Origin of the sequence: Jeotgalibacillus terrae (assembly GCF_016908195.1) — a bacterium.
In the GTDB taxonomy this organism is placed as follows: domain Bacteria; phylum Bacillota; class Bacilli; order Bacillales; family Jeotgalibacillaceae; genus Jeotgalibacillus; species Jeotgalibacillus terrae.
Genome location: NZ_JAFBDK010000026.1, coordinates 1 through 26,790, shown reverse-complemented (window position 1 = coordinate 26,790; position 26,790 = coordinate 1). Strand labels below are relative to the sequence as shown.

The following is a 26,790-nucleotide window of genomic DNA, read 5'->3' as shown; positions in this document are numbered from 1 at the left end:
CACAGCGGGGGTTCGTCAACTATTATTTCTTCATTGTTGCTTCAATAAAGTCTCTGAACAGTGGCTGAGGGCGTGTTGGTCGTGATGTGAATTCCGGGTGGAACTGGGACGCCACGAACCACGGGTGGTCAGCAAGTTCAATGATTTCTACAAGGCGGCCGTCAGGGCTTGTACCTGAGAATAGGAATCCTGCGTCTTCCATTTTCTCGCGGTACTGGTTGTTGAACTCAAAGCGGTGACGGTGACGCTCGTATACGACTTCGTTGTCATATGCTTCGAATGCTTTTGTGCCTTCTGTGAGTTTACATGGATACAGGCCAAGACGAAGCGTACCGCCAAGGTCTTCAATATCTTTTTGCTCAGGAAGAAGGTCGATGACAGGATATGGGGTCGTTGGGTTGATCTCAGCTGAGTGCGCGCCTTCCATACCAAGTACGTTACGTGCGAACTCAACGCTTGCAAGCTGCATGCCCAGGCAGATTCCTAGGAATGGTGTCTTTGTCTCACGCGCATAACGGATCGCTTCGATCTTACCTTCAATTGCGCGGTCACCGAATCCGCCAGGTACTAAAATACCGTCAACGTCTCCAAGTTCCTGTTCCACATTTTCACGTGTAATCGTTTCAGAGTTCAGCCATTTCACTTCCACGTCAGCGTCAAAGCTGTAGCCTGCATGGCGCAGCGATTCCACTACTGAGATGTATGCATCCTGAAGCTCAACATATTTACCGACAAGCGCAATTGTTGTTTTCTCCTTCAGATTACGGACGCGGTCCACAAGTTCATTCCACTCTGTCATTTCAGGCTGCGGTGCATCTAATTTGAAATGATCGCAGACGATCTGGTCCATGTTTTGTGCCTGAAGTGCTAGCGGTACAGCGTAAAGTGTATCTGCATCTGTTGCTTCGATGACTGACTTTTCATCGATGTCACAGAATAATGCAATTTTGTCTTTCATGTCCTGAGAGATCGGGTTTTCCGTACGCAGGACAATGATATTCGGCTGAATACCAAGGCTGCGAAGCTCTTTTACACTGTGCTGTGTCGGTTTTGTCTTCATTTCACCGGCAGCTTTGATGTATGGAACAAGTGTACAGTGCACGTACATCACGTTTTCACGGCCAACATCGCTCTTGATCTGACGGATCGCTTCAAGGAATGGAAGAGATTCAATGTCCCCTACTGTTCCCCCGATTTCAGTAATCACGACATCTGCATTTGTTTCACGGCCTGCACGGAAAACACGCTCTTTCAGCTCGTTTGTGATGTGCGGGATAACCTGTACAGTTCCGCCAAGATAGTCACCGCGGCGCTCTTTTTTCAGAACGGTTGAGTAGATCTTACCGGTTGTAACGTTGCTGTATTTGTTCAGGTTGATGTCGATAAAACGCTCATAGTGACCAAGGTCAAGGTCAGTCTCTGCGCCGTCATCTGTAACGAATACTTCACCGTGCTGGTACGGACTCATTGTTCCAGGGTCTACGTTAATGTACGGGTCGAATTTTTGGATGGTTACGTTCAGGCCTCTGTTTTTTAAAAGGCGTCCAAGTGATGCTGCTGTGATTCCTTTACCGAGTGAAGATACGACTCCACCAGTGACGAAAATATATTTTGTTGACATGTATATTTCTCCTTTCGGGTTTGCGGGTGTTGTTAAAGATAACCGTTGATCTGCGCTTCAGGGGGACGCTTTCCGCAGGGCCGGCGGTGAGCCTCCTCAGGCTTCGCCTTGCGGGGTCTCACCTGTCCGACTTCTCCTGCTGGAGTCGCCCCCTTCCGCTCCGATCAACTCTGTGTATAAGATAAAACCTTATAACGCCAATCATTCATGCGTGAATTAAAAAATAACTCTTTGTATACATCATTCAATGCGGTTAAAAAGAGTTTTATAAAAAATAAAAAGCGCCCCTCCTGCGTGTAAAACGCAAGGGAGCGCGGATATTTGCGATTGATCCCTTTAAAGGGAGCCCAAATAAAATACTACCATCAAATTTTAAAAAATCAAGAACGAATTAAATGGCGGAAAAGACTGACGATTTATAACTTGTCGTCATCGTCCTCATCTTCATCATCATCTTCGTCATCGTCGTCCAGGTCATCGAAGTCTACATCATCTTCAAACTCTTCGCCGTCGATGTCTTCTACATCTTCAACTTCGTCATCGATTTCGTCATAGACAAGGTCGTCTTCTTCGTCATCCAGGTTGTCAAAGTCCAGGTCTTCTTCAGCTTTTTTCTTCTTCTTAGACTTTGCTTTTGTTTTCTTTTTCTTTGTTGTCTGGATTTCACTTGTTACCTGCTCGTCTTCTACCTGATCAAGCGGGTACCATGAACGCAGGCCCCAGCCTTTGTCTGAATCAAGGTAGATGAAGCGGCCGTCCATGTTCAGGTCTGTGTAGAACTGAACGATTCTTTTACGTGCTTCTTTATCGGTTACACCAAGCAGTCTGCTCCATTCTTCGACCATGTCGTTGAATGTCATTGAGTTGTGGTTATCAACGAGGAGCTGGTGTGCGATTTCTATAAATGAATATTCACGTAGATCTTCTACTGAGCGGTTTTTAAGTTCCATGCTATGCACTCCTTTGGGTTGGGTGGTGTTGCTGTCAGAAGTTAATCTTCCACACCGCTGTCCCTTTCCGTGGGGGACTTCGCTTTCCTGCCCCCGGGCGGTGAGCCTCCTCAGGCTTCGCCTTGCGGGGTCTCACCTGTCCCTTCCTGGGGCGGGAGTCTCCGTCCCCCACTACAAGGGACAGCTGAGGCGGATTAAAACAGACAGATGTTTTTTTAACACAAATTAACTGCAGCAACTTTGTATAGAATTTCATTTAAAATACTTTAGAAAAGTTCATACGTGCTATTTTGCACTTAGTTGATTGAAGCGGAAGGCGGCGACTCCGGGACGATTAGAGGGAAGCTGAGACCCCACAGCCGAAGGCGAGGAGGCTCAGCAACCTCCGTCCGGAAAGCGTCCGCCTGCAGCGGAAATCAACGATCCTCTTATAAAGTACATAAATGAATTTAGCTCAAGGCATATGTTCCATTATAACCAAAGTTTTGAGGAGAATGCCATAGTTACTATTGTTTTTTAGGAATTCTTTATACGGCCTCTTTTAGTTTCGCGCCACGCAAGCCAGTAGAACAGGGCAGCAAGGAGCAGAAATGGGACGGCTCCGACCATGCGGCTGTACATGTACATGGTCAGCCCTGCAACGAGCAGGATCGATGCGCTGAGGATTAGCAGTTTTTTCACTAGATCACGTCCTGGTCAGATGTCTTATGTCCTAATTATAGTACAAAAAGAAAACTGCCGGGTAGTAATCCGGCAGTTTTAACGGGAAATTAATATTACATATTGCGGCGGTACTGTCCACCGACTTCATATAAAGCATGTGTGATTTGACCGAGTGAGGCAACTTTTACCGTTTCCATCAGCTCGGCGAAGAGATTTCCTCCTGAGACTGCTGTTTCTTTCAGTCTGTTCAATGCTTCTTCTGTTGTGTCAGCGTGCGATTGCTGGAAGTTCTGAAGGTTGGTGATCTGCGTTTCCTTCTCATCCTTTGTCGCACGTGCAAGTTCCATGCTGTCCATCTGTTCTTCTGAAGGCGGATTTGGATTCAGATATGTGTTCACACCGATGATCGGAAGCTCGCCTGTATGCTTCTTCATTTCATAGTGCATGGATTCTTCCTGAATTTTTCCGCGCTGGTACTGCGTTTCCATTGCGCCAAGTACGCCGCCGCGGTCATTGATGCGTTCGAATTCCTGAAGGACCATTTCTTCTACAAGGTCTGTCAGCTCTTCAACGATGAATGCACCCTGGAGCGGATTTTCGTTTTTGCTTAAGCCGTGCTCTTTTGTAATGATCATCTGAATCGCCATTGCGCGGCGGACAGATTCTTCTGTCGGCGTTGTGATCGCTTCATCATATGCGTTGGTATGAAGCGAGTTACAGTTATCCTGCAGCGCCATTAATGCCTGCAGCGTCGTACGGATATCATTAAAATCTATTTCCTGTGCGTGAAGTGAACGGCCTGATGTCTGAATGTGATACTTCAGTTTCTGGCTTCGTTCGTTTGCACCGTACTTATCTCTCATGACTGTTGACCAGATGCGTCTTGCTACTCGGCCGATCACTGTGTATTCAGGATCGAGTCCATTTGAGAAGAAGAATGACAGGTTAGGTGCAAAGTCGTTAATATCCATGCCGCGGCTTAAGTAATATTCTACATACGTAAAGCCGTTGGCAAGTGTAAATGCCAGCTGTGAAATCGGGTTCGCACCTGCTTCAGCAATATGATAACCGGAAATCGATACAGAATAATAGTTGCGCACTTTATGGTCGATAAAGTACTGCTGGATATCACCCATCATGCGCAGTGCGAATTCTGTTGAGAAGATACACGTATTCTGTCCCTGATCTTCTTTTAAAATATCAGCCTGAACAGTACCGCGGACAACCTGGAGCGTCTGCTCGCGCACGTCAGTGAATTCTTCCATAGAAAGCGTGCGGCCGAGTTCTTCCTCTCGCGCTTTCACCTGCTGATCCACTGCTGTGTTCATGAACATAGCAAGAATGATTGGCGCAGGGCCGTTGATCGTCATAGACACTGACGTTGAAGGTGCGCACAGATCAAATCCGGCATACAGCTTTTTCATATCTTCTAGTGTACAGATGCTGACGCCGCTCTCCCCGACTTTTCCGTAAATATCAGGACGATGATCCGGATCTTCTCCGTAAAGTGTCACAGAGTCAAATGCTGTACTCAGGCGCTTTGCATCATCATCTTTTGAGAGGTAGTGGAAACGGCGATTCGTACGTTCAGGCGTTCCTTCGCCGGCAAACTGACGCTTCGGATCTTCACCTTTACGTTTGAACGGAAATACGCCTGCTGTATATGGGAATGATCCCGGAACGTTTTCCTTGTATACCCATTTCAGAATCTCACCGTAGTCTTCAAACTTCGGCAGGGCAACTTTTGGAATCGACAGGCCTGACAGACTTGTTGTCTTCAGCTCTGTGACGATTTCCTTGTCGCGGATTTTTGTGGTGAATTGGTCCTGTGCATACAATTCTTTCAGCTGCGGCCAGTTTTCAAGAATTTTTTTAGACTCTGCTGATAGCTGCTCCCAGGCTGTTTCTTTCATCGTTTCAAGGACGCCCGCTGTCTCGTCTTCTCCTGCTTCTTTTGCAGCTTCGATACTGCCTTCAATCTGGAAGAAGCGCCGCGCAAGCTTTGTCTGCTCCTCAGCAGTTTTGTGGTAGCGGCGAACAGTTTCCGAGATCTCACGCAGGTAATAGCGGCGGTCATTCGGAATAATCACATTCTGCTTTTCCACTTCAGCTTTTTTGGAAAATGCAGTTGACCATTCAGTCTGCACTTTATTATTTACCTTCTCAATGAGCGCTGCGAAAAGAGCATTCGTTCCTGCATCGTTGAATTGTGAAGCAATTGTACCGAACACAGGCATCTCATCAAGGTCCTGATCGAACAGCATGCGGCTGCGCTGGTACTGCTTCTGGACCTGGCGCTTTGCATCCTCAGAGCCTTTACGCTCGTATTTGTTGATCACAACAAGGTCTGCGTAATCAATCATATCGATTTTTTCAAGCTGTGAAGGGGCACCGAACTCACTCGTCATCACATACATTGAAATGTCTGAGATCTCAGCAATTTCAGCATCGCCCTGCCCGATTCCGCTCGTCTCAACGATCACCATGTCATAGCCTGCTGCTTTTACAACAGAAATTGCATCACGGATTGCAAGCGATAGCTCACTTTTCGATCCGCGCGTTGCAAGACTTCTCATAAATACGCGGTCAGAGAAGATCGCATTCATACGGATTCTGTCACCTAAAAGCGCACCGCCCGTTTTCTGCTTCGTCGGGTCAATGGAGAGAATTGCTACTTTTTTATCTGGAATTTCATTAATAAAACGGCGAATCAGTTCATCTGTAAGCGAGCTCTTACCAGCTCCGCCCGTACCTGTAATACCGATGACAGGCGCATGTTTCTCTTCCGCTTTCACCTGGTCCATAATGTTCTGCCAGACGTCGCTGTCATCCTTCATCCGGTATTCAGCAAGCGAGATAAACTTTGAGACAACCGGAATATCACCTGATGTCAGCTCACTGATTTCATGCTTCATTTCCTTTTCAACCGTTGCATAATCACACTCTTCAAGCATTCTGTTGATCATACCCTGCAGCCCGTTCGTACGACCGTCTTCCGGTGAGAAGATGCGTGCAATCCCGTATGCGTGAAGTTCTTTAATTTCACGCGGGATAATCACACCGCCACCACCGCCGTAAATCTTAATATGCGGCGCACCGCGTTCATTCAGCAGGTCATACATGTATTTAAAATACTCAACGTGTCCGCCCTGGTAAGAAGAGATGGCAATTCCCTGAACGTCTTCCTGGATTGCCGCGTTTACGACTTCTTCCACTGAGCGGTTATGGCCGAGGTGAATTACTTCCGCACCACTTGCCTGCAGAATTCTTCTCATAATATTGATGGATGCATCATGTCCGTCAAACAGGCTCGATGCTGTTACAAATCGAACCGGATTTTTCGGCTTGTAGATCACTGGTTCATTCACTGCCATGTTTATTCCCCCTTGTTCGCCGCTGCCTGGTATCCCCTGACACCCTTTAGCAGCAGTTCAGTCTGTTTCTCCGTGTACTGATCAATGTTATATTCACGCAGCGCCCATCTTCTGAACGCCCACATCTGTCCCTGGACAAAAATGTTCTGTGCAAGCAGATGAATTTCGTCGCGCCCCATCACAAGCTCACCTTCATCGACACATTTCTGAATCAGCGTTTCAAACATCTCAGTCATTTCGAGCTCTTTTTTAAGTACATACGGCAAGGCATCTTTAGAAAGCGACTTCGCTTCCTGATACATGACAAGCACTTCATCCTGCATCCCATCCACTACTTTAAAATAGTGTGCAATGCCGCGTGAGAGTGCCTGCAGCGTGCCGCCGTCAAGTTCCATTCCGTGAAGACGCGTGCGTACCTCATCATAGATTCTGTCACAGACGAGGTAGAGGACGTCTTCTTTTGTTCTGATATATTCGTAAAGGGTACCGATGCTGAAACCTGAGGCTTTTGCGATCTCACGTGTTGTGGTGCGGTGAAAGCCTTTTTGTTTGAATAGCGATACGGCTCCTTTGATCATCTGGTCGCGGCGCATTTCAATCAGCCGCTCGTCTTTTACTGAGGATTGCACTTCCCTTTTATTCTCCAATCGCATCCGCCACCTTTCACATTCTGACGCTCCATTGGCTGAGGGGTAAAGTCTATTCGAACCGCTTATGATTTCCGCTTCAGGGGGACGCTTTCCGCGGGGCCGGCGGTGAGCCTCCTCAGCGCAGGGCGCTTGCGGGGTCTCACCTGTCCGACTTATCCCGCTGGAGTCGCCCCCTTACGCTCCAATCAACGCTTTGAACTCACATATTATTTCTAATCTGACAGGCTAATATAAATCTTCAATTCAAAAGGTATATCTTGTATCAGAGTAAAAATAAAGCGTTGATCGCAGCGGGAGGGCCGAGACTCCTGCGGAAAAACGATCGGGCGAGACCCCGCAGGGCAGCGTTTTTCTGCCCGAGGAGGCTCGGACGTTCGTCCGCGGAAAGCGAGGTCCTCCCGCGGAGATCAAAAGCGAGTCTCCAAGAAAATATCCTTACTTCGTCACCATACGGCCAATGACAAGGCGCTGGATTTCCTGGGTGCCTTCGTAGATCTGGGTGATTTTTGCGTCGCGCATGTAGCGTTCAACAGGGTAGTCCTTCGTGTAGCCGTAGCCGCCGAAGATCTGGACTGCTTCGACAGTAACTTTCATTGCTGTATCTCCAGCCATCAGCTTCGACATCGCTGATTCTTTTCCGTATGGCAGACCTTCAGACTCAAGCCATGCAGCCTGGTATGTCAGCAGGCGTGATGCTTCAATACCTGTTGCCATATCTGCGATTTTGAAGGATACGCCCTGGTTGGCAAGGATTGATTTTCCGAACTGCTCGCGTCCTTTTGCATATTCAACTGATGCATCAAGTGCGCCCTGTGCAATTCCGACTGCCTGTGCTGCGATTCCGTTACGACCGCCGTCAAGTGTCATCATCGCAATCTTAAAGCCTTCTCCTTCTTTGCCTAAAAGGTTTTCAGCCGGTACTTTTACATTGTCAAAGATCAGTTCAGTGGTTGGTGATGAACGAATGCCGAGCTTCTTCTCTTTCTTGCCGATTGAGAAGCCTTCCCAGCCTTTTTCAACGATAAATGCACTCATTCCGAGCGTGCCGGCTTCAGGGTCAGTTACTGCGAAAATGATATACAGTTCTGCTGCGCCACCGTTTGTGATCCATACTTTTGAACCGTTCAGTACATAATGATCACCGTTTTTCACAGCTTTTGTCTTCATTGACGATACGTCAGATCCTGCGCCCGGCTCAGACAGTCCGTATGCACCAAGCATTTCACCCTGCGCGAGCTTTGTCAGGTAGTGCTTCTTCTGTTCTTCGGTTCCGAATTTGAAAATCGGCCAGCTCGCCAGTGACAGGTGAGCTGATAGCGTTACGCCTGTTGATGCACAGACGCGTGACAGTTCTTCAACTGCAATCACGTATGCAAGGTAGTCGCTTCCGATGCCGCCGTATTCTTCAGGCCATGGTATACCAGTGAGGCCAAACTCAGCCATTTTGTCAAAAATTCCACGGTCAAAGCGTTCTTCTTCATCACGCTCAGCAGCTGTTGGTGCAACATCCTTTTCTGCAAAGTCGCGTACCATTTTACGGATCATTTCATGTTCTTCAGTTAACTTAAAATTCATATTGAGCTTCCCCCTATTTGGTTACGTGTTTACTGATCACGATTCGTTGGATTTCACTTGTACCTTCATAGATCTCACTGATTTTTGCGTCGCGGAACAGGCGCTCTGCCGGGTAATCTTCTGTATAACCGTTCCCGCCAAATACCTGCACGCATTCAATTGCGTTATTCATTGCGGTTGATGAAGCGAACAGCTTTGCCATCGAGGCTTCTTTCCCGCACGACTTGCCTTCCTGACGAAGGAATGCTGCCTGATAGACTAATAGTTTTGCAGCTTCAGCGGCCGTTGCCATATCCGCAAGCTTGAACCCGATTCCCTGCTGCTGCGCAATCGGCTTACCGAACTGCTCACGCTCTTTTGCATAAGCGACTGCGTGATCTACGGCTGCTTCAGCAATCCCAAGTGATTTTGCGGCAATTCCGATCCTGCCGACATCGAGGTTGCCAAGTGCTATTTTAAAACCTTCTCCTTCTTCTCCTAAAAGGTTTTGAGCCGGCACCTTCATATCTTCAAACGTCAGCTGGACAGTGCGTGAACCGTGAAGCCCCATCTTTTCTTCGTCTTTGCCGACAACGAATCCAGGGAAATTCTTCTCCACGATAAATGCGCTGATCCCTCTCGTACCTTTTTCAGGATCTGTCACAGCAAATACGATATACGTGTCAGCTTCTCCGCCGTTTGTGATAAAGATTTTAGAACCGTTCAGTACGTAGTGACCATCCTTCTTCACTGCGCGCGTTTTCAGGCTTGCAGCATCCGATCCTGCACTCGGCTCTGTCAGGCAGAAGGCGCCGAGATGTTCACCCGTCGCAAGCTTTGTGACGTACTTTTGTTTTTGTTCCTCATTGCCATAATATAAAATCGGGTTCGTCCCGACTGATGTATGCACAGATAAAATCACGCTGACTACCGGGCTCACCTTCGCAAGCTCATTTATCGCGATGATGTAAGATGTGAAGTCCATCCCTGCGCCACCGTACTCTTCAGGAACCGTGATTCCCATTAACCCGAGCTCAGCCATTTTATTTAAAATCTCACGCGGAAATTCTCCCGCTTCCATTCTTTCGATAAATGGCTCGATCTCCTCGCGTGCGAAATCTCTCACCATTTTTTGCATCATTAATTGCTCTTCTGTAAATCGCAGATCCATCTTCCTGCTCCCCCTTGATGTCTATTCGTAGCTGTAGAAACCGCGACCGGTCTTTTTGCCAAGCCAGCCTGCTTTGACGTATTTGCGAAGCAGCGGGCAAGGACGGTATTTACTGTCGCCAAACCCTTCGTGCAGAATTTCCATAATGTAAAGGCACGTATCCAGTCCGATAAAATCAGCCAGCTGAAGCGGCCCCATCGGATGATTCATTCCCATTTTCATGACATCATCAATGGCTTCCTTGCTCGCCACACCTTCATAAAGCGTGTAAATCGCTTCATTGATCATTGGCATCAAAATGCGGTTTGAAACGAAGCCTGGAAAATCTTCAACCTCAACTGGTGCTTTGCTGAGAGACTTCGTCATATCTTCAATTGCCTGATAGACTTCATCAGTTGTCGCAAGTCCGCGGATGATTTCAACCAGTTTCATGACAGGAACCGGGTTCATAAAGTGCATACCGATCACCTGTTCAGGACGCTTTGTTGCTGCTGCGATTTCTGTGATTGGCAGTGAGGAAGTATTTGAAGCAAGGATGGCATGCTCAGGAGCTGCCTGATCGAGCGTTTCAAAGATTTTTGTTTTGATATCCATGTTCTCAACTGCTGCTTCGATGATGAGGTCAGCGTTTTTCGCATCGTTCAGGTCGGTTGAGCGTGTGATGCGGCCGAGTGTTGCGTTTTTATCTTCTTCTGTCATTCTTTCTTTGCTGACTGCGCGGTTCAGGTTTTTTTCGATGACGCCGAGCCCGCGTGTGAGGAATTCGTCTTTCAGGTCGTTGAGGATAACGTTGTAGCCTGACTGTGCGCAGACTTGTGCGATGCCACCGCCCATTTGTCCGGCGCCGATGACCATGACTGTTTTGATGTTCATTGGGATTCTCCTTTGTACTCTGATATTCCCTGTTGGTCTGCGCTCCGGACGGGAAGCTTTCCGCGGCCGGGCGGTGAGCCATCAGGCTGCGCCGTGATTGTCTCACCTGTCCCTTCCTGCCGCAGGAGTCACCCGCCCTCCGCGCAGCCCAACAGGGGATGTTGCAATGTACAATTATTTTGTGATTAATAAACTGCAGACCAGCGCTTCAGGCGGACGCTTTCCGGACGGAGGTTGCTGAGCCTCCTCGCGCTTTGCGCTGCGGGGTCTCAGCTTCCCTCTAATCGTCCCGGAGTCACCGCCTTACGCTCCGGTCTGCTCAATTTGTTATTTATAAAGTCTGACCAGCCCTGAAACTCAAGAGGCCTGATCAATTAAACAGAGAGTTCGAGATCAAACCTGAATCAGTACTGCGTCTCCCTGGCCTCCGCCTGAGCAGATGGCTGCGATGCCGAGTCCGCCGCCGCGGCGTTTGAGTTCGTAGGCAAGTGTAAGGATGACACGTGCACCGCTTGCGCCGATTGGGTGGCCAAGTGCGACTGCGCCTCCGTTGACGTTTACTTTTTCAGGGTCGAGCTTGGCAATTTTATTACTTGCGAGTGCGACTGCTGAGAATGCTTCGTTAATTTCAAACAGGTCGATCTCTTCCAGCTTGTGGCCTGTTTTTTCTAGCAGTGCATTGATGACAAGACCTGGTGTCTGCGGGAAGTTTTTCGCTTCTACGGCAACTTCTGCATGTCCAAGGATTGTTGCAAGCGGCTTTTTGCCTTCTTTTTCAGCGCGCTCGTCGCTCATCAGTACCATTGCGCACGCTCCATCGTTGATGCCAGGTGCGTTACCTGCAGTGATTGTGCCGTCTCTGCCGAATGCCGGACGAAGACCAGCAAGTGTTTCAGGCGTTGTGCCTCTTCTGACTGCTTCATCTGTGTCTACTGTGATTGGATCACCTTTACGCTGGGGTACCTGAAGCGGCACGATTTCTTCAGCGAATACGCCGTTATCGATTGCGTCCCCTGCAAGCTTGTGGCTTCTTGCTGCCCATGCATCCTGCTCTTCACGCGTCAGACTGAACTCTTCAGCTGTTGAATTTCCGTAAGTACCCATATGAACGTTGTTAAATGTACAAGTCAGTCCATCGTGTACCATCATGTCTTTGACCATCTGATCTCCCATACGGAAGCCTGATCTTGCTTTATCCATAAAGTAAGGCGCATTTGTCATGGACTCCATGCCGCCTGCAACGATCAGTGACTCATCTCCAAGTCTGATCAGCTGGTCAGCAAGTGTAACTGAACGCATACCTGAGGCACATACTTTGTTGATTGTTTCTGTTTTGACTTCCCATGGAATTCCTGCTTTTTGCGCTGCCTGACGTGAAGGGATTTGTCCCTGGCCGCCCTGCAGAACTGTTCCGAGGATGACTTCATCTATTGTTTCCGGTGCAATGTCTGCACGCTTTAATGCTTCTTTGATTGCTTCTGCTCCAAGGTCTGAGGCTGTAAATGATGCGAGTGACCCGCCCAGTTTTCCGAAAGGTGTTCTTGCTCCGTCAATAATTACTGTTTTTGGCATTGTGATTCTCCCCTTTGTTTAACTTTGATAATCGCAGATTTCCGCTGCGGGTGGGCGCTTTCCGGACGGTGGTTGCTGAGCCTCCTCGGCGCAAGCGCCTGCGGGGTCTCAGCTTCCCACTAATCGTCCCGGAGTCGCCCACCCCCCGCTTCAATCTACTGTGACTGCATTGACAAACACAGCCATTCAATCTACAAATTAAATTTGAATCCGCTTACAAAAATGCATCCTTGACTTGAACATTTTGACTGGATTGAGGGTGGGCGGACGCTTGTTGACTGAACGCTCGCTCAGTAAATCCTCTTTAAAAAAGCCGATTTAACGGCATTTAAATGATTCTACCCCTTTTATTGTAAGCGATTTCAATCATTGATACAAGTGGGATTTTATATAGGATGAGAGATTTGGAATTAGATTTAAAGATAGATTGCGGGTTCTGCGGAAAGTAGTTCATGTTCGACGTTTGAGCTGTGATGTTCGACGTTCGTGAAGCTGTGTTCGATTCTTGTGGTGTGGTGTTCGGCCTACAAATGGGAAGGTTCGCCACTTAGTATCAAAAGACCCATACCTACTGCTAGCTATCGACTCCAAAACCATCGACCTCCACCCTGTCAAGGTGGCGTTCCACAAAAAACGACCTGGCCGTCATCAGAAGCAGCCAGGTCGTTTGGGTTTTATTAGTTTATGTGGGTGCGAATGAAGCGTCTCCGCTTTTTCACTTTGTCCAGCTTCAGGCGCTAGCTCTTCGGGTCATAAGCCACGCATCGGCAAACGGGAAAGTGCCCCCGTTTTCCGCTACGCGTCTTATGCCTGTCAGAGCTGACCGAGCGCCTTCCACTTTTCTTTTTTAGGCACTTTCTGCTGTCTGTGTCTTCCCAATCACACTCAATTCAAGCAGTTCAGCAACATCCATTGTGCCAACTTCTTCTTCAACTTCCTTCGCTTTGGTACCGTCTGACAGCATTGTCAGGCAGTATGGGCAGCCGGAGCTAATCATGGATGGTTCCACAACAAGTGCTTGTTCTGTGCGGGCAACGTTGACGCGGTGGCCTTTGTCTTCTTCCATCCACATCAGTCCTCCGCCGGCGCCACAGCACATGCCTTTTTCGCGGTTACGTTCCATTTCCACGAGCTGAACGCCCGGGATTGATTTCAGGATTTCACGCGGTGGATCGTAGACTTCATTGTATCTGCCAAGATAACATGAGTCGTGGAAGGTAATCTTCTCATTGACTGCATGTACCGGCTTCAGCTTACCGCGCTCCACCAGTTCTGCGAGCACTTCTGTGTGGTGGTAAACTTCAGCTTTCAGGCCGAATTCAGGGTACTCGTTTTTAAAGACATTGTATGCGTGAGGATCGATCGTTACGATCTTTTTCACGTCATTTTTTTCAAACTCAGCGATGTTGGCATTCGCAAGCTCCTGGAATAAGAATTCATTTCCAAGGCGGCGAGGCGTATCACCTGAGTTTTTCTCTTTGTTTCCGAGAATCGCGAATTTAACGCCTGCTTCATTCATCATTTTTGCAAATGAAAGGGCGATTTTCTGGCTTCGGTTATCAAATGAACCCATTGAGCCAACCCAGAAAAGGTATTCGAATTCTTCTTCTGCTTTTTTCATTTCTTTGACTGTCGGTACCACAACGTCTTCACGTGCTTCTCTCCAGTTTTCTTTTTCTTTACGGTTCAGACCCCAAGGATTACCCTGACGCTCAATGTTTTGCATCGCGCGCTGTGCATCCGGCTCCATTTTACCTTCAGTCAGTACAAGATAACGGCGCAGGTCGATGATTTTATCAACGTGTTCGTTCATGACAGGACACTGGTCCTCACAGTTACGGCACGTTGTACAAGCCCAGATTTCCTCTTCAGTGATGACGTCACCGATCAGGCTTGGGTGGTACATATCAATTGCTGCTTCAGCGCCTCCATTTGCTGAAGCTGCTGCGATCTGGTTGCCTTTTGTCTGGGCAAAAGCTGGTGCCGGTACCCATGGTGATTGTGACGTGACAGCCGCTCCTGTGAAAGTCAGGTGGTCACGAATTTTCGTAATCAAATCCATCGGTGACAGCATTTTACCTGTACCGGTTGCAGGACACATGTTTGTACAGCGTCCACACTCAACACATGCATAAAGATCAATCATCTGAAGCTGTGTGAAGTCTTCCACTTTTCCAACGCCGAATGTTTCCTGGGACTCATCTTCAAAATTGATGCTGCGAAGCTTACCAGGATTATCGAGACGGTTGAAGTATACATTGATTGGTCCTGCTAGTAAGTGCGCGTGTTTTGACTGCGGCACGTATACTAAGAAGCCTAATAGGAATAATAAGTGTACCCACCATGCAAAATAGAAAATGACTGCGTTCGCTGTCGCACCCATCCAGCCTGTTGCAAGTGAGATCACTGATGCAACCGGCTCTGTCCATGTCGGATCATGGTCGAAGAAAACGATTCCCGCACCATTACCAAGCAGTACAGATACCATTAATCCGCCGATAAAAATCAGTACAAGTCCTGATTTGAAACCCCTTTTCAGACGGACAAGCTTTTCCATGTAACGGCGGTAGAATGCCCACGCAACCGCTACCAAAATCATTAAAGTGACAAGTTCCTGGAAGAATGTGAATCCAGGGTAGAAAATACCAAGCGGCAGGTGCTCACCTGGTACAAGCCCTTTATAAATAAAGTCGATTGCTCCGGCCTGTACTAACAGGAAGCCATAGAAGAACATGACGTGAATCATCCCGCTCTTCTTATCCTTCAATAATTTTTTCTGACCAAATACCTGAACCATGATCTTCTTCATGCGTTCTTTGACGTTGTTATCAAACTCTTCTTTTTTACCGAGCTTGATAAAGTCATAGCGTGATTTGACCAGATAACCAAACAAATAGACTGCGTAAGCGGTTACAAGAATGAACGCAATCCAGTTAACAATCAGCAAAATATCCCCAATGCTCATGTTCGCTGCACTCCTCCCAAAGTTGTCTGACTCTTTCTTATACTCATTATATAATGAATGAGCATTCAGTCAATGCATTTTCAGAATTTTTCTCTTTCATTTTACAGGTTCTGCTGTTATTTGGACATACTATTTTAGAGAAAGGAGTCGGATGATGAAAATATTTGTCTGGATTGCACTGCTCGTCCTCTGGCTCAGACTGGACTGGCTGGCAGGTTTGAGAAAAAATAAACAGCATCGCTCCACCCCGTATTCAAAAAAGGATGGCCATGCTGAATTTTTTGATGACGGCATCAAATGGATGAAGCAGCTTGAAGATGATTGTCGGAATGCAGTTTGTACAATCGATATCATGTTTTTCATCTTACAGCCTGACGATGCTGGCAGACGTCTGATGAAGCTGCTCGCGGAGAAAGCGCGTGAAGGTGTTCGCGTCCGTCTCATGCTGGATGCAATTGGCAGCCGTACCTTTAAAAAGTCTCTGAAAGAGATTCCTCATGAAGGTGTGATCGTTCAATTCAGCCGTCCGTTCATTTTTAAAGGAAGCTGGTTTTTCCTGCAAAAACGAAATCATAAAAAACTTGCAGTGATTGATAAAAAGATTGCTCATGTGGGTGGATTTAATATTGGACTTGAATATTTGAACCTGGATCCTGTTTTAACCCCATGGAGGGATTATCATTTGAGGTTGACCGGAGATATTACTGCAGACTGTCAGACTGAATTCGAACGCGACTGGCGTGAGGAAGCATTACCTGCTTCCCATGGTAATGGCGGACAGTACCACCTCGTGTCTTCTGAAGCAGTGGATCAGGAAACGTTTATTTGTGAGCTGCTTAAACAGGCATCACAGTCAATCTTTATCGGATCTCCTTACTTTATTCCGACCCAAAAAGTTGAACATTGCTTGTTTCATGCGCTGGAACATGACATTAACGTGAAAGTCCTTGTTCCCGGAACGCCCGATCACCCACTTGTGCAGCCCGCTTCCTACCGTTATTTACGCCGGCTGATCGAGCGCGGCGCTGACGTATATCAGTTTCAAAACGGTTTTTATCATGCAAAAGCGATTCTGATTGATGGGAAGCTTTGCGATATCGGCACGATGAACTTTGACCGGCGCAGTCTTCTTATTAATGAAGAGTTGAATGTGGTGACTGAGGATTCTGCAGTGATTAAATCATTGGTTGAGAGTGTGGAAAATGACCTTCTGTATTCCCGCAAACTGAAGCCGGGAGATCTGAAAGTGCAGCCGATTAAGGAGTCAGCCGCGTGGTGTGTGGGGCATTTGCTGTGAGTGAAGCCTGGGTCTGTCCCAAACTTCACTCACCACAACGGCTCGTCTTCATTTGAAAGTCTGACAGCAGAGGGCAGTATAATCATTGCGATGAGGAAGATCGTAACGGCAAGAATGATTAACCCGGACCAGGATACGTCTAAAATAAGCGCACTGAATATAATTGCGAAACTGGAAAGGCCCGATAGTGAAGCCGACCGTTTTCTGGTGTTTTTCGTTACATACTGCTTCGCCCCGCAATGCGGACATTCCATTCCGCCGTTGAACCATACTGTACGTTTAAATGCTGTTGTCCAGGACCATTTTTGGTGGCAGTTTTGACACGTTGGCATGTGGTGTTCCTCCTTTGCGGTTCCTATAGTAGTAATACGGATGAGGAATGAAAAAGTTCTCTGGTTTAGGTATTGTACGTTTGTGCTGATGCGTCTGGCCAGGCATGAGCCTGACGTACTCCCAAAGCCACCCCATATCTATTCAACGCTGCCGCCCCACAATCCAGCACGTCGCCGGACCGCCGGACTTGATCATATCTACGCCAAAATCAGGTAAGACTTCATCAATTCCGAGTTGACTGCACATATGCGTCCATTCCGCCGCCACCCCTTTAGATCCGACCGGCCAGATCACAGCAACCTGGGGATCATCGAGATGCACGCGGCCCTGATTTAAAGACGCCACATTTTCAGCCATCTCAATCACTTCCATACCAACCAAAGGCTTCCCGATAAGTGACCATTCGAGCGGTCCGGTGACCTTCAGAGAAAAATCACGCACCCGCTCACCAATGACTGTCACAGCAACCGCTGACTGCTGCATCACCATATTGGATTCCGTACTGCCTGTGACCGTTGCACCGTCAGCACCAATTTCTTCAAGCCCCTGCCTGACACCGGCTACAAGTTTCGGCCAGACATCATCCCCGCAGAAATTATGTACAATCACTGATACCGGAACGGCGCCTGACGAGAAGCAGTCCATCACAGCTGTCCGGAATGCATAATAGGCGACCATTTCGTACGGTACACTGACCTCATCAAGCGGCTTTTCACCAATCCCGCCGCTGTTGTCTGAGGTCATAATGAGTACCCGATCACCAACCTGCCACTCCATTGCATTTCGGCCAAAAGAAGCCTTATTCATCTTTGGATTTTTTATCGGTACGGAACACTTTTGCGCTTCTGATATACTCTACATCTGAAATTCCCTGACGCGCATTCACAACGCGTGCACAAGCGAAAAGATAATCCGACAGACGATTTAAGTACTGCTGCGGTGTTCCAGGCAGTTCTGCATCCAGCTTCGCAAGTGATACCGTCTGACGCTCGGCGCGGCGTGTTACTGTTCTTGCAATATGAAGCGTTGCCGCTGCAGGTGATCCGCCAGGCAGGATAAAGCGCTCCAATTCAGGTGCTTCTTCCATCAGCTCATCGATCCTTTTTTCAAGCTGCTCCACTGCTTTCGGATCAAGCTTCCACTCACGGCGGCTTGATACATTTGCAAGGTCACCGCCTGCATCAAACAGTTCGTGCTGGATCGCTTCAAGATCTGCTAAAATATCAGTAAATTTTTCTGCATCAAGCTCAGTGACAGCTTTGCCTACAAAGCTGTTCGCTTCATCAATCGTGCCGTATGCTTCAACGCGGACATCATCTTTGAACACGCGTCCTCCGATTAAGCTCGTTTGCCCTTTATCACCTGTTTTTGTGTAAATTTTCACCTTAACTCCTCCTTTGTTTTCAACTCTTCTGCAAGACCATACCAGATTCTCGTGACGCGGTCTGCTTTGGATGCGGTGTGCTGATGACACCAGCCGAGTACATCTCTTGTAAAGCGCTGCTCTTTCTCAAGCGGGACGATTCCTTTTGACTGATCTGTGCCGATCATGATCACGCACCTTTGCACCGCGTCATTCTCCCATTCAATCAAACGTTTGATTTCCTGTTTCCATAATAAAACAAGGTCATCTTCATCTTGTCCGTATTGTGATAAAATCCATTCCTCAAGCCTGGTAAATAAAATCGTATCCGTCTTTTCAGTAACCGGTAGCCCCGGTTCACTGATTTCCACATACGAAGAGGGCTTCAGTTCTTCATCTACCCATTTCCGTTTTCCGTTGAAGGCACCGCCGATAATAAAGTGCACCGGTCTCCCCTCCCAAATGACTCCGCGTCTTTCCAGACAAGCGTTAAGCCTTCTCCGTGAAGCGGTTTCCAGTCCCAGAACTCTTTTTCCTCAGGTGCGAGTTCAACGAGCAGCCTTCTGATCGGGCCGCCATGTGACACGATTGCAATATCCTTTACTTCATCATGCACACACCATTCGCGGATCGTCTTCCACGCATCCAGTACCCGTGATGAAAAGTCTGTAAATGATTCTCCATTTTCAGGCTGCATGACTTCAGGATTACTCAGCCACTGTGCGAAATCATCACGCTTTTGCAGCTCATCTGCCCTACGTCCTTCCCATTCACCGAAGTTGATTTCGCGCAGACCGCGATGCTGAATTTTTGGCTGATCCGGAAATAATATGTCCGCTGATTCCACACACCTTTTCAAGTCACTGATGATGACGCGTTCTGCATCCGGACGATGTGCTTTTGTTTCATGTAACCGGTCAATGCCGTCTTGAGAAACAGAAACATCTGACCAGCCGATATAGACTTTATCCTGATTTTCCTTTGTTACCCCATGACGATAGAGAGATAACACCACACGAGTATCAGACTCCATAATTCTCCTCCTTCAAGTGAAGCACCAAGCGTATCTCCGGAGATTCCGCCAAATGCCCTGTTAAAAAATACGCTGCTGATTACGCTGAATAATGCTGCCCCCGCTAAAAGAATACATAGGAGCGGCCACTGTTCCGGTGAAAAAGTCAGCGGCACAGCCAGTAAAATCAGGCTCACCGCTCCAGCGATCAGTATTACGCGGCCGTTTAAAAAACTTTTCAGAAAATAAGCCATGCCCTCCTGCTTTGCAAGCGGCGCTTTCGTCAGGCTCACAGCCATCATCAACCGCGAGATGACCGGTATCCAGATCAGCCAGGCAATCGAAATCTGATCTTTTGATGCAAGATCGAGCAGTAAAACAAATTTTGCTGCTAATAGCACAATCATCGATAATACCCCGAAAGCACCGACTCTTGGATCCTTTAAAATCTCATGGCGCCTGCCCTGGTCCTGATAGGAAAAGTAGGCATCACTTACATCGGTCCAGCCGTCGAGATGCAGGCCGCCTGTCAGGATGATAAAGATAAGCCAGATGAGAAATGCTGTGATGAGCGGGCTTGCAGCAAATGCAAATTCCGCTGTGAAAATGACACAAGCTGCTACACACCCAATGAGTCCGCCGATCAGCGGGAGCAGTCCGATCATCCGGCGCACAGTATGATTGGTCATCTCAATTTCCCTGCGCACAGGCAGTGAAGTAAAAAACTGAATGGCTAATAGAAACCCTTTTAACACAACATCTCTGCGGTAATATTTCTATTCATTTTAAGCTTATCATATTGTCTGTCATCAGCTGTCATCTGCCGCCCCTCCTTTACGCACAAGCGCGAGCCCCGCTTCCATTTCGATTGCATAGTTGCTTTCTTTCACCAGCAGCTGATGCACTTCTCCAATCAAACGCTGGTATACGGCTGTAAATCCTTCTATAAATACCGGCTCACTCAGCACTTCATTGGAAATGATATACAGGTCTGCATGCATTCTCACTGTGCGCAAAAACATCATCAGGTCATGCAGCATCCGGCCTTTTTCCGTTCTTTGCATCAGTTCATTGGTCAGCCAGGTGGTTACACAATCCCAGACAACAATGGCACCCTCCGGACATTTATCAATCGCATCAGTCAGGTTGACCGGCTGTTCAATCGTCAGCCAATGTTGATCCTGGCGATCCTTCTGATGACGCTTGATCCGCTGTTTCATTTCCTGGTCAAATGCGACACCTGAGGCAAGATAGATCAGCGGTGCACCGGTCTGCTCATGTCGATTGAGGGCTTCGCGCTCTGCCCAGGCCGTTTTTCCGCTTCTCGCACCGCCGATGACGGTTGTTACTGTGCCCATCTGCTGATCGCTCCAATCAACTGTGTATTTTGTTCATGACCTTTGATTCCCGCTCTCAGCCAACGCCCATCCAGGACCCGGTAGTTATATGTATGCCGCAGCACAAGTCCTTCTTTTAGCAATGTGTGCCACAAATCTTCTGTCTGCATTGGATCAGGCGGCTGAATCAGCAGATAATTCGCTTCAGAAGCAGATACTTTGAAGTCAAGCTGCCGTAAAGCAGAGGTGACCCGCAGCCTTTCTGCACTGGTAAAATCGCGTGCCTTCTCAGTATAAGTGAGGTCCTGAATCACTGCTTCTCCTGCTAAAAGTGCAATCTGATTGACGTTCCAATGGGGTAAAAAGGTGCTTACCTTTTTTACAGTTGAAGTATTGGCAAGAAGATACCCAAGCCGGAGCCCTGCAATACTGTACATTTTCGTCATAGACCTGAAGATGATGAGTGAAGGACTGCCTGTATAATCTGAGATCGAATATTCCTCCCCTGCCATATCGATGAACGCTTCATCGATGAGAAGTGTACTGCCGGAACGTTCAACTGTTGTAAGCCAGTTAATCAATGTGCGACGATCGAGCCTGATTCCTGTAGGATTATTTGGATTACAGACGAATAATGCGTTACCAGGTTCTGCGAGAAATCTCTGTATGTCCTGATCATCAGGAAGCCAGCCTGTAGATTCATTTGTATAAAAGTGCCGGACCCGAGCGCCATTTGCTTCAATGACTCTCTCGTATTCACTGAATGCGGGGTGAATCACACCCACTTCTTTTCCCTGAAAAAGTCTGAGTACGGTCATCATCAGCTCTGCAGCACCATTCCCAAGCAGCACCTGTGACTCATCAGTCCGGTGCTTTTCAGCAATCAGTTTTTTCAGCCTTCTGCCTTCAGGGTCAGGGTAGGATGAAGCAGCTTTATACCAGTCATGCCACTGCTCCCCGACAACTTCCGGCGGACCTGATGGCATACTGTTTTCACTGAAATCAATCAGGTGACCCGGTACCTGTAATTGAAGTGATTCATATAGTTGAAGCGGATTAGCGCCATGTGAAGGTAAAGTCATAAAGCATTCCTCCAATCCAGCAGCATGCAAGAAACAGCCAGGCTGCCCGGTGCATGATGGTAATCGTTTGTTCAATATGTTCTACTGTGAGCGGACGATCTGACAGACCAATGACAGGTCTGTTGGAGATCACTCCCTGATATGTATTCGTACCGCCTAATTTTATATGTAAAAGCAGTGCGACGGCCGCTTCACCCCATCCGCTGTTTGGACTTGGATGTTTACGTGCCTGCGCCGGCAGTTCTTTGTAAAGAGCGGTTCTTTTCCCGCTTGCCGGCTTTTTGGTCAGCAGCATCAGCAGCGCTGTGATTCTTGCAGGAATCCAGTTAGCCAGATCATCAAGCTTTGCACTGGCCCACCCATATTGGTGATAGCGTTCATTTCTGTAGCCGACAATTGAGTCACCCGTATTAATCGCTTTATAGACCCAGATCCCGGGCGCTCCGAATATAAGTGCCCAAAACATTGGTGCTGTGACACCATCGCTTGTATTTTCAGCGACTGTTTCAATCGTTCCGCGTGCGATATCTGATTCATGTAGATGTTCAGTATCTCTCCCGACAATCCAGGAAAGCTTTGTTCTTGCCTCATCCATGTCCCTTTTTTGAAGTGGAGCGGACACTTCCTTCGCAGCGTCAGCCAAACTTTTTGAAGCAAGTGCTGACGTAATTAGAAGTGTTTCAAGCAGAAAGCCTGCACTCCAGTGAAATTGATAGCCTGCTGACACAACCGCACATGTCACAAGCAGTGTGACTGCAAGCACTGCCGATGCACCAAGCACACCTTTTAGTTTTTGTGACTTTTCTTTATTTAACCTGCGCTCCATCCATATAATGAAAGATCCGATCCATCTGACCGGGTGTGGCCAGGTGGGCGGATCTCCAATAAGTCGATCAAGGCAGAGTGCAATTGTAATTGCGGCTGCATGTGTAATCATGATGATCTCTTTCTTTCACGGTAAATACCAATCGCTTCTGTTGTACATTCCACGATCCCTTTACCGATTAATTTTCCAAGCGGTGTGATGGATCCTGCATACTGAATGAGCGGTCCGTGCTGGGTTGCTGCTACAAGCGCGCTGTCAGTTGAAGTGCCTGTTGCAAGCGTTCCTGTGAGCGGATCTTTCACGTCTGCGTTCTGTAGCGCTTTGACCTTTGCTTCAGTGGCGGTCATCATTGCCTGGATAAATGCTTCATCTGACAGCTTGCCATTAATAAAAATCCAGCTGTTGATCGTACCGACTGTGGTCTCCCGTTCGCGCTCATGTGAAAGCGAGACATCAACCGCATTTCCAACCCCGGCTGTTACAGCAATAACGACGGATAACCCGTTTTCTTTATATTCACGAATCACGACATCTTCCACTTTTACTGCGGTCATCATACCGACTGTATCCGCCGCCTTAAAACCATGACGGTCCGCGTACTGAACCATATCCTGATAGCTGTCATCACACTCATAGTCCATCGGCACATGTCTGTTCACAAAGTGATGATACCAGCCAAGACCTGCTCCGATCACTGCTGACGATAAGGTCTTTAATGACTGGGGCGCCTTCATATGAACGTGGTCAGGCGTAATAATGAAGTGGTCTTTTGTGATCTCGCATGATGCCTGCTGACCGTGATTTGGCAGCAGCGTCACCTGAGGCTTTGGCAGCTCAGGATGCGACTGTGTATGCACCCGTGCCCGGTAGACGCGCTCGACTGTTTCTTTATTCATCACATGACCAGGCTCTGCCAGCTGCACCGTCTCCCCTTCATGTAAAAGAAGCAAGCGATCACAGTACAGCGAGGCAATATTCAGGTCATGAAAGATGGATATCACAGTCAGCTCATGCGTTTCAGTCCACTCCTTCAGCAGGTCAAGCAGCTGCTTCTGGTAAGACAGATCCAGGTGATTTGTCGGTTCATCAAGTAAAAGCAGCTTAGGTTCCTGCGCTAGTGCCTGTGCTAAAAATACACGCTGACGCTCGCCGCCTGACAGATCTTGAATTGACTGGTTCTCAAATTCCGCTACGCCAGTCTGTTGCATCGCTTCTGTCACTGCTTTTTCATCGTCAGCCTTCCATGGTGCAAACATGCCTTTCTGGTGAGGATAGCGCCCCATTGAAACCGTTTCGCGTACTGTATAGTCAAAAGCATGACTGTGCAGCTGCGGCAAAACGGCGATTTCACGGGCAAGCTGTTTGGCAGAATAAGCACTGAGCGGCTGATCTTTAAACGAGACATCTCCTGACCTGCAGGGCAACAGTCCGCTGATCATCTTCATCAGCGTGGTTTTTCCACTGCCATTCGGTCCGAGAATGCCTAAAATCTCCTGTTTCTGAAGCTCAAAAGAAACGTTTTTCACCACGTCCTTTTCACCGTATCCACCGCTTATACGTGAAGCTTTCAGCATCGCTATCCTCTCCTTTCCTTACGTTTTTGAATTAAAATCAGTCCAAATACCGGTGCTCCGATCAGCGCGGTGATCACCCCGATTGGCAGTTCAGTCGGTGCGACAATGGTTCTTGCAACCAGGTCACACAAAATCAGCAGGCTAGCCCCATTTAGAATAGAAAGCGGCAGTACGTGCCGATGATCAGATCCGGTTACCATTCTGACCATATGCGGCACGACGAGTCCGACAAACCCGATTGTTCCGGATACAGCGACTGCTGCACCGGTTAACAGTGAACCAGAAGCTAACACAACAAATTTTCTGCGCTGTACGTTAACGCCTAAATGCTGTGCCCGTTCCTCGCCAAATGCCATGGCATTCAGCTCACGTGCATTCCAGAATAACAGCAGTGCGCCAATGACAAAAAACGGTGTGATCAGCCGGATATACTCCCACCCTCTCATTGACACACTGCCAAGCAGCCAGTTAATAATCTGCCTGAGCTCATCCCCGGTGAGTGCGATCATCAGCGATAAAATGGAGCCGAGAAATGAACTGAAGATAATACCAGTCAGGATGATCGTTTCCATCTTCATTGATTTTTCGACCATTCTTGCAAAGCCAAGCACGATCACTAAAGTGATCAGTGCAGCCAAAATACTGATTACCGGTAACGTAAAGCTGCCAAGACCCGGAATCGTCAGACCGAGAAAAATCGTCGCGACTGCCCCGACTGAAGCACCTGAAGAGACGCCAAGCGTATACGGATCGGCAAGCGGATTTTTCAAGAGCCCCTGAAATGATGCACCTGCAATCGCCAGTGATGCGCCAACCAGCGCTGCAAGTACCACTCTCGGAAACCGGATATCAAGGACAATCGAGCCAAACATCGGATCGAGTGCTTCCCTGTCACCTGTGATGGCCCCCGCAAAAATATTCAGCATTTGCGTCAGCGGGACCTGAACAGAGCCGACTGTGACGCCGAGTGTGAAGGCTGTCAGTAAAAGCAGGATTGAAAAGGTGTAGCCGGTCCAGACTTTATTCCGCGAAAACATCAGGATAGATCGCTTCGGCAAGCGCCTGCGTTCCTTCTACAAGTCTCGGGCCTGAACGTGTAACAGGATCAGATGGCACTTCAAATACAGCTTCTTCTGTTACAGCAGTCACCTGGCTGAAGCCCTCATAACTCAGCCACTGTTCAGCCGCATTTTCAACATAATAACCATATGTGAGAAGCGCCACATCGGGGTTACGCGTGACAACTTCTTCTGCTGTCAAAGGAACAAAGCCTTCCTGATCCGCCATCACATTTTCCGCATTAATCATGTCAAGCATTTCCTGGATAAATGTGTTATTGCCTGCTACAAATAATTCAGGCGGACCCTGCACATCAACTAACACTGATTTACGGTCTTCTTCAGGAATATCTGCAGCTTTTTCAGCGATTTCATCAAATCCTGCCTGCATATCTGTAATAATCTGCTCTGCTTCTTCGGTTGTTCCTGTCACCTGACCGATCATTTCGATCGTGTCATACACTTCATCAAACGTCATTGCATTTTCAATGACGACAACCGGGACACCTGCATCTTCAATTTGCTGAAGGCCGTCCGCACCGCCCGGGTTTGATGCATGCGCAAGCACAACATCAGGCTGAAGTGCGATAATTTTTTCCACGTTGAACTCCATACCACCGATCTTTTCAACTTCCATTGCTTCTTCCGGATAGTTATCAAAATCAGATACGCCAACGATCTCTTCATCAAGACCAAGTGCATAAGCGATCTCTGTATTACTTGGCAGCATTGAAACGATTGCATCAGGCTGCTCTTCAATTGTGACCTCATCCCCATTTGCATCTGTAACTGTGACAGGGAATGCTGATTCTGTTGTCTCCTCTGAAGGTTCTTCTGTTGCCTCCTCCTGCTCCTGATCGTCTGCCGGTGCTTCTGTTGTTTCTTCTGTGCTGTCTGAGCAGGCTGCAAGAACACCTGCTGCGAGTAAAACTGGTAACCACTTTTTCATGTTGTGTTCCTCCGTCTTATGATTTTTTGCAATAAAAAAACATCTCACGCGGGAGATGCAGGGTTGCAGGGTATAGCCGTATGTAAAAAACGGAGACTGCAACACCCGCCCATATCCTCGTAGGCGTGTCTGGTGCTTGGAATCAAGGCAGGTCTCCTGGCTTATGACGTTCCGTATGGATGCCTCCTTCCCATAGCTTAAGCTACAGTGGATGCGGCAAACATAAGTCATTTACAGTGGCGGGACCGCGCTGGAATTGCACCAGCTTCCCTTTTAACTGATCTTTGATGATCAGCACCTTGATCCTTCGATATTGAAATGTTTTTCCAATGCTATTATAGCACTTAGTGTTGGAAAATGTGCAAGGGGTTTTTGAGAGGGGGGGTGGGTTCAGGAGATTTTAAGGGCGGTTCCGGAGATTACATCTGCTGTTCATGACATTACCAGGATGGTTCAGGACATTTTGACGCTTGTTCGTAAGCGTCAAAGCATTCACACGTTGATTACTTTCATGGTCATATTTGAGGCAACAGAAAAGCCGTACCCTTCCGGGACGGCTTTTCTCT

22 protein-coding genes and 1 riboswitch are annotated in these 26,790 nt (G+C 48.0%); of the genes, 1 reads left to right on the top strand and 21 read right to left on the bottom strand.

Going from position 1 to position 26,790, the window contains the following annotated elements; genetic code table 11:
- Positions 1-22 precede the first annotated feature (22 nt).
- The 9 genes from JOD21_RS17695 to JOD21_RS17655 all read right to left on the bottom strand — a co-directional run bounded on the left by JOD21_RS17695 (position 23) and on the right by JOD21_RS17655 (position 15,393).
- Complete coding sequence (locus tag JOD21_RS17695; RefSeq protein ID WP_204730845.1) at positions 23-1,621, bottom strand: CTP synthase; 1,599 nt, start codon at positions 1,619-1,621, stop codon at positions 23-25.
- Between the two features lie 416 nt (positions 1,622-2,037).
- Positions 2,038-2,571 carry a DNA-directed RNA polymerase subunit delta gene (gene rpoE, locus JOD21_RS17690; RefSeq protein ID WP_204730844.1) on the bottom strand — a complete coding sequence of 178 codons (534 nt, stop codon included), beginning with the start codon at positions 2,569-2,571 and terminating at the stop codon, positions 2,038-2,040.
- A gap of 776 nt (positions 2,572-3,347) precedes the next feature.
- Positions 3,348-6,608 carry a fused isobutyryl-CoA mutase/GTPase IcmF gene (icmF, locus tag JOD21_RS17685; protein WP_239581679.1) on the bottom strand — a complete coding sequence of 1,087 codons (3,261 nt, stop codon included), beginning with the start codon at positions 6,606-6,608 and terminating at the stop codon, positions 3,348-3,350.
- A gap of 2 nt (positions 6,609-6,610) precedes the next feature.
- Positions 6,611-7,201 (bottom strand): TetR/AcrR family transcriptional regulator, encoded by a 591-nt coding sequence (locus tag JOD21_RS17680; protein WP_380269547.1) that lies wholly within the window; start codon positions 7,199-7,201, stop codon positions 6,611-6,613.
- 492 nt (positions 7,202-7,693) lie between these two features.
- Entirely contained in the window at positions 7,694-8,833 is a 1,140-nt protein-coding gene (locus JOD21_RS17675; RefSeq protein ID WP_204730842.1) for an acyl-CoA dehydrogenase, read from the bottom strand.
- Between the two features lie 13 nt (positions 8,834-8,846).
- Positions 8,847-9,983, bottom strand: coding sequence for an acyl-CoA dehydrogenase (locus tag JOD21_RS17670; RefSeq protein WP_204730841.1), 1,137 nt, complete (start codon positions 9,981-9,983; stop codon positions 8,847-8,849).
- A 21-nt stretch (positions 9,984-10,004) separates the two neighbouring features.
- A complete protein-coding gene (locus JOD21_RS17665) occupies positions 10,005-10,856 on the bottom strand; it encodes a 3-hydroxybutyryl-CoA dehydrogenase (RefSeq protein ID WP_204730840.1) in 852 nt (283 codons plus the stop codon).
- Between the two features lie 393 nt (positions 10,857-11,249).
- Positions 11,250-12,428, bottom strand: coding sequence for an acetyl-CoA C-acetyltransferase (locus JOD21_RS17660; RefSeq protein WP_204730839.1), 1,179 nt, complete (start codon positions 12,426-12,428; stop codon positions 11,250-11,252).
- Positions 12,429-13,275: 847 nt separating this feature from the next.
- Entirely contained in the window at positions 13,276-15,393 is a 2,118-nt protein-coding gene (locus tag JOD21_RS17655; RefSeq protein WP_204730838.1) for a heterodisulfide reductase-related iron-sulfur binding cluster, read from the bottom strand.
- A gap of 154 nt (positions 15,394-15,547) precedes the next feature.
- Between JOD21_RS17655 and JOD21_RS17650 the strand changes: the two genes are divergently transcribed.
- Positions 15,548-16,690: a phospholipase D-like domain-containing protein gene (locus JOD21_RS17650; RefSeq protein WP_204730837.1), complete on the top strand. Its 1,143-nt coding sequence runs from the start codon at positions 15,548-15,550 to the stop codon at positions 16,688-16,690.
- A 29-nt stretch (positions 16,691-16,719) separates the two neighbouring features.
- Here JOD21_RS17650 and JOD21_RS17645 read toward each other — a convergent pair whose 3' ends face one another.
- The 12 genes from JOD21_RS17645 to JOD21_RS17590 all read right to left on the bottom strand — a co-directional run bounded on the left by JOD21_RS17645 (position 16,720) and on the right by JOD21_RS17590 (position 26,224).
- A complete protein-coding gene (locus JOD21_RS17645; protein ID WP_204730836.1) occupies positions 16,720-17,022 on the bottom strand; it encodes a TIGR04104 family putative zinc finger protein in 303 nt (100 codons plus the stop codon).
- 142 nt (positions 17,023-17,164) lie between these two features.
- Positions 17,165-17,830 carry an AIR synthase related protein gene (locus JOD21_RS17640; RefSeq protein WP_204730835.1) on the bottom strand — a complete coding sequence of 222 codons (666 nt, stop codon included), beginning with the start codon at positions 17,828-17,830 and terminating at the stop codon, positions 17,165-17,167.
- A complete protein-coding gene (locus JOD21_RS17635; protein ID WP_204730834.1) occupies positions 17,823-18,407 on the bottom strand; it encodes a cob(I)yrinic acid a,c-diamide adenosyltransferase in 585 nt (194 codons plus the stop codon). The genes JOD21_RS17640 and JOD21_RS17635 overlap by 8 nt, the downstream gene beginning before the upstream one ends.
- Positions 18,404-18,832, bottom strand: coding sequence for a bifunctional adenosylcobinamide kinase/adenosylcobinamide-phosphate guanylyltransferase (locus tag JOD21_RS17630; protein ID WP_204730833.1), 429 nt, complete (start codon positions 18,830-18,832; stop codon positions 18,404-18,406). Before JOD21_RS17630 ends, JOD21_RS17635 begins: the two co-directional genes overlap by 4 nt.
- Positions 18,784-19,419, bottom strand: coding sequence for a histidine phosphatase family protein (locus JOD21_RS17625; protein WP_204730832.1), 636 nt, complete (start codon positions 19,417-19,419; stop codon positions 18,784-18,786). Before JOD21_RS17625 ends, JOD21_RS17630 begins: the two co-directional genes overlap by 49 nt.
- Positions 19,371-20,153 (bottom strand): adenosylcobinamide-GDP ribazoletransferase, encoded by a 783-nt coding sequence (gene cobS, locus JOD21_RS17620; protein ID WP_204730831.1) that lies wholly within the window; start codon positions 20,151-20,153, stop codon positions 19,371-19,373. The genes JOD21_RS17625 and cobS overlap by 49 nt, the downstream gene beginning before the upstream one ends.
- Positions 20,154-20,207: 54 nt before the next feature.
- Positions 20,208-20,756, bottom strand: coding sequence for a bifunctional adenosylcobinamide kinase/adenosylcobinamide-phosphate guanylyltransferase (locus JOD21_RS17615; protein ID WP_204730830.1), 549 nt, complete (start codon positions 20,754-20,756; stop codon positions 20,208-20,210).
- On the bottom strand, positions 20,744-21,817 hold the full coding sequence (locus JOD21_RS17610) for a pyridoxal phosphate-dependent aminotransferase (RefSeq protein ID WP_204730829.1): 1,074 nt from the start codon (positions 21,815-21,817) through the stop codon (positions 20,744-20,746). The genes JOD21_RS17615 and JOD21_RS17610 overlap by 13 nt, the downstream gene beginning before the upstream one ends.
- Positions 21,792-22,754, bottom strand: coding sequence for an adenosylcobinamide-phosphate synthase CbiB (gene cbiB / locus JOD21_RS17605; protein WP_239581678.1), 963 nt, complete (start codon positions 22,752-22,754; stop codon positions 21,792-21,794). The genes JOD21_RS17610 and cbiB overlap by 26 nt, the downstream gene beginning before the upstream one ends.
- Entirely contained in the window at positions 22,751-24,217 is a 1,467-nt protein-coding gene (locus tag JOD21_RS17600; protein WP_204730828.1) for an adenosylcobinamide amidohydrolase, read from the bottom strand. Before JOD21_RS17600 ends, cbiB begins: the two co-directional genes overlap by 4 nt.
- A gap of 2 nt (positions 24,218-24,219) precedes the next feature.
- On the bottom strand, positions 24,220-25,254 hold the full coding sequence (locus tag JOD21_RS17595) for a FecCD family ABC transporter permease (RefSeq protein WP_204730853.1): 1,035 nt from the start codon (positions 25,252-25,254) through the stop codon (positions 24,220-24,222).
- Entirely contained in the window at positions 25,238-26,224 is a 987-nt protein-coding gene (locus JOD21_RS17590; protein WP_204730827.1) for an ABC transporter substrate-binding protein, read from the bottom strand. Before JOD21_RS17590 ends, JOD21_RS17595 begins: the two co-directional genes overlap by 17 nt.
- 129 nt (positions 26,225-26,353) lie before the next feature.
- A riboswitch (cobalamin riboswitch) is annotated at positions 26,354-26,541 on the bottom strand.
- Between the last annotated feature and the right edge of the window lie 249 nt (positions 26,542-26,790).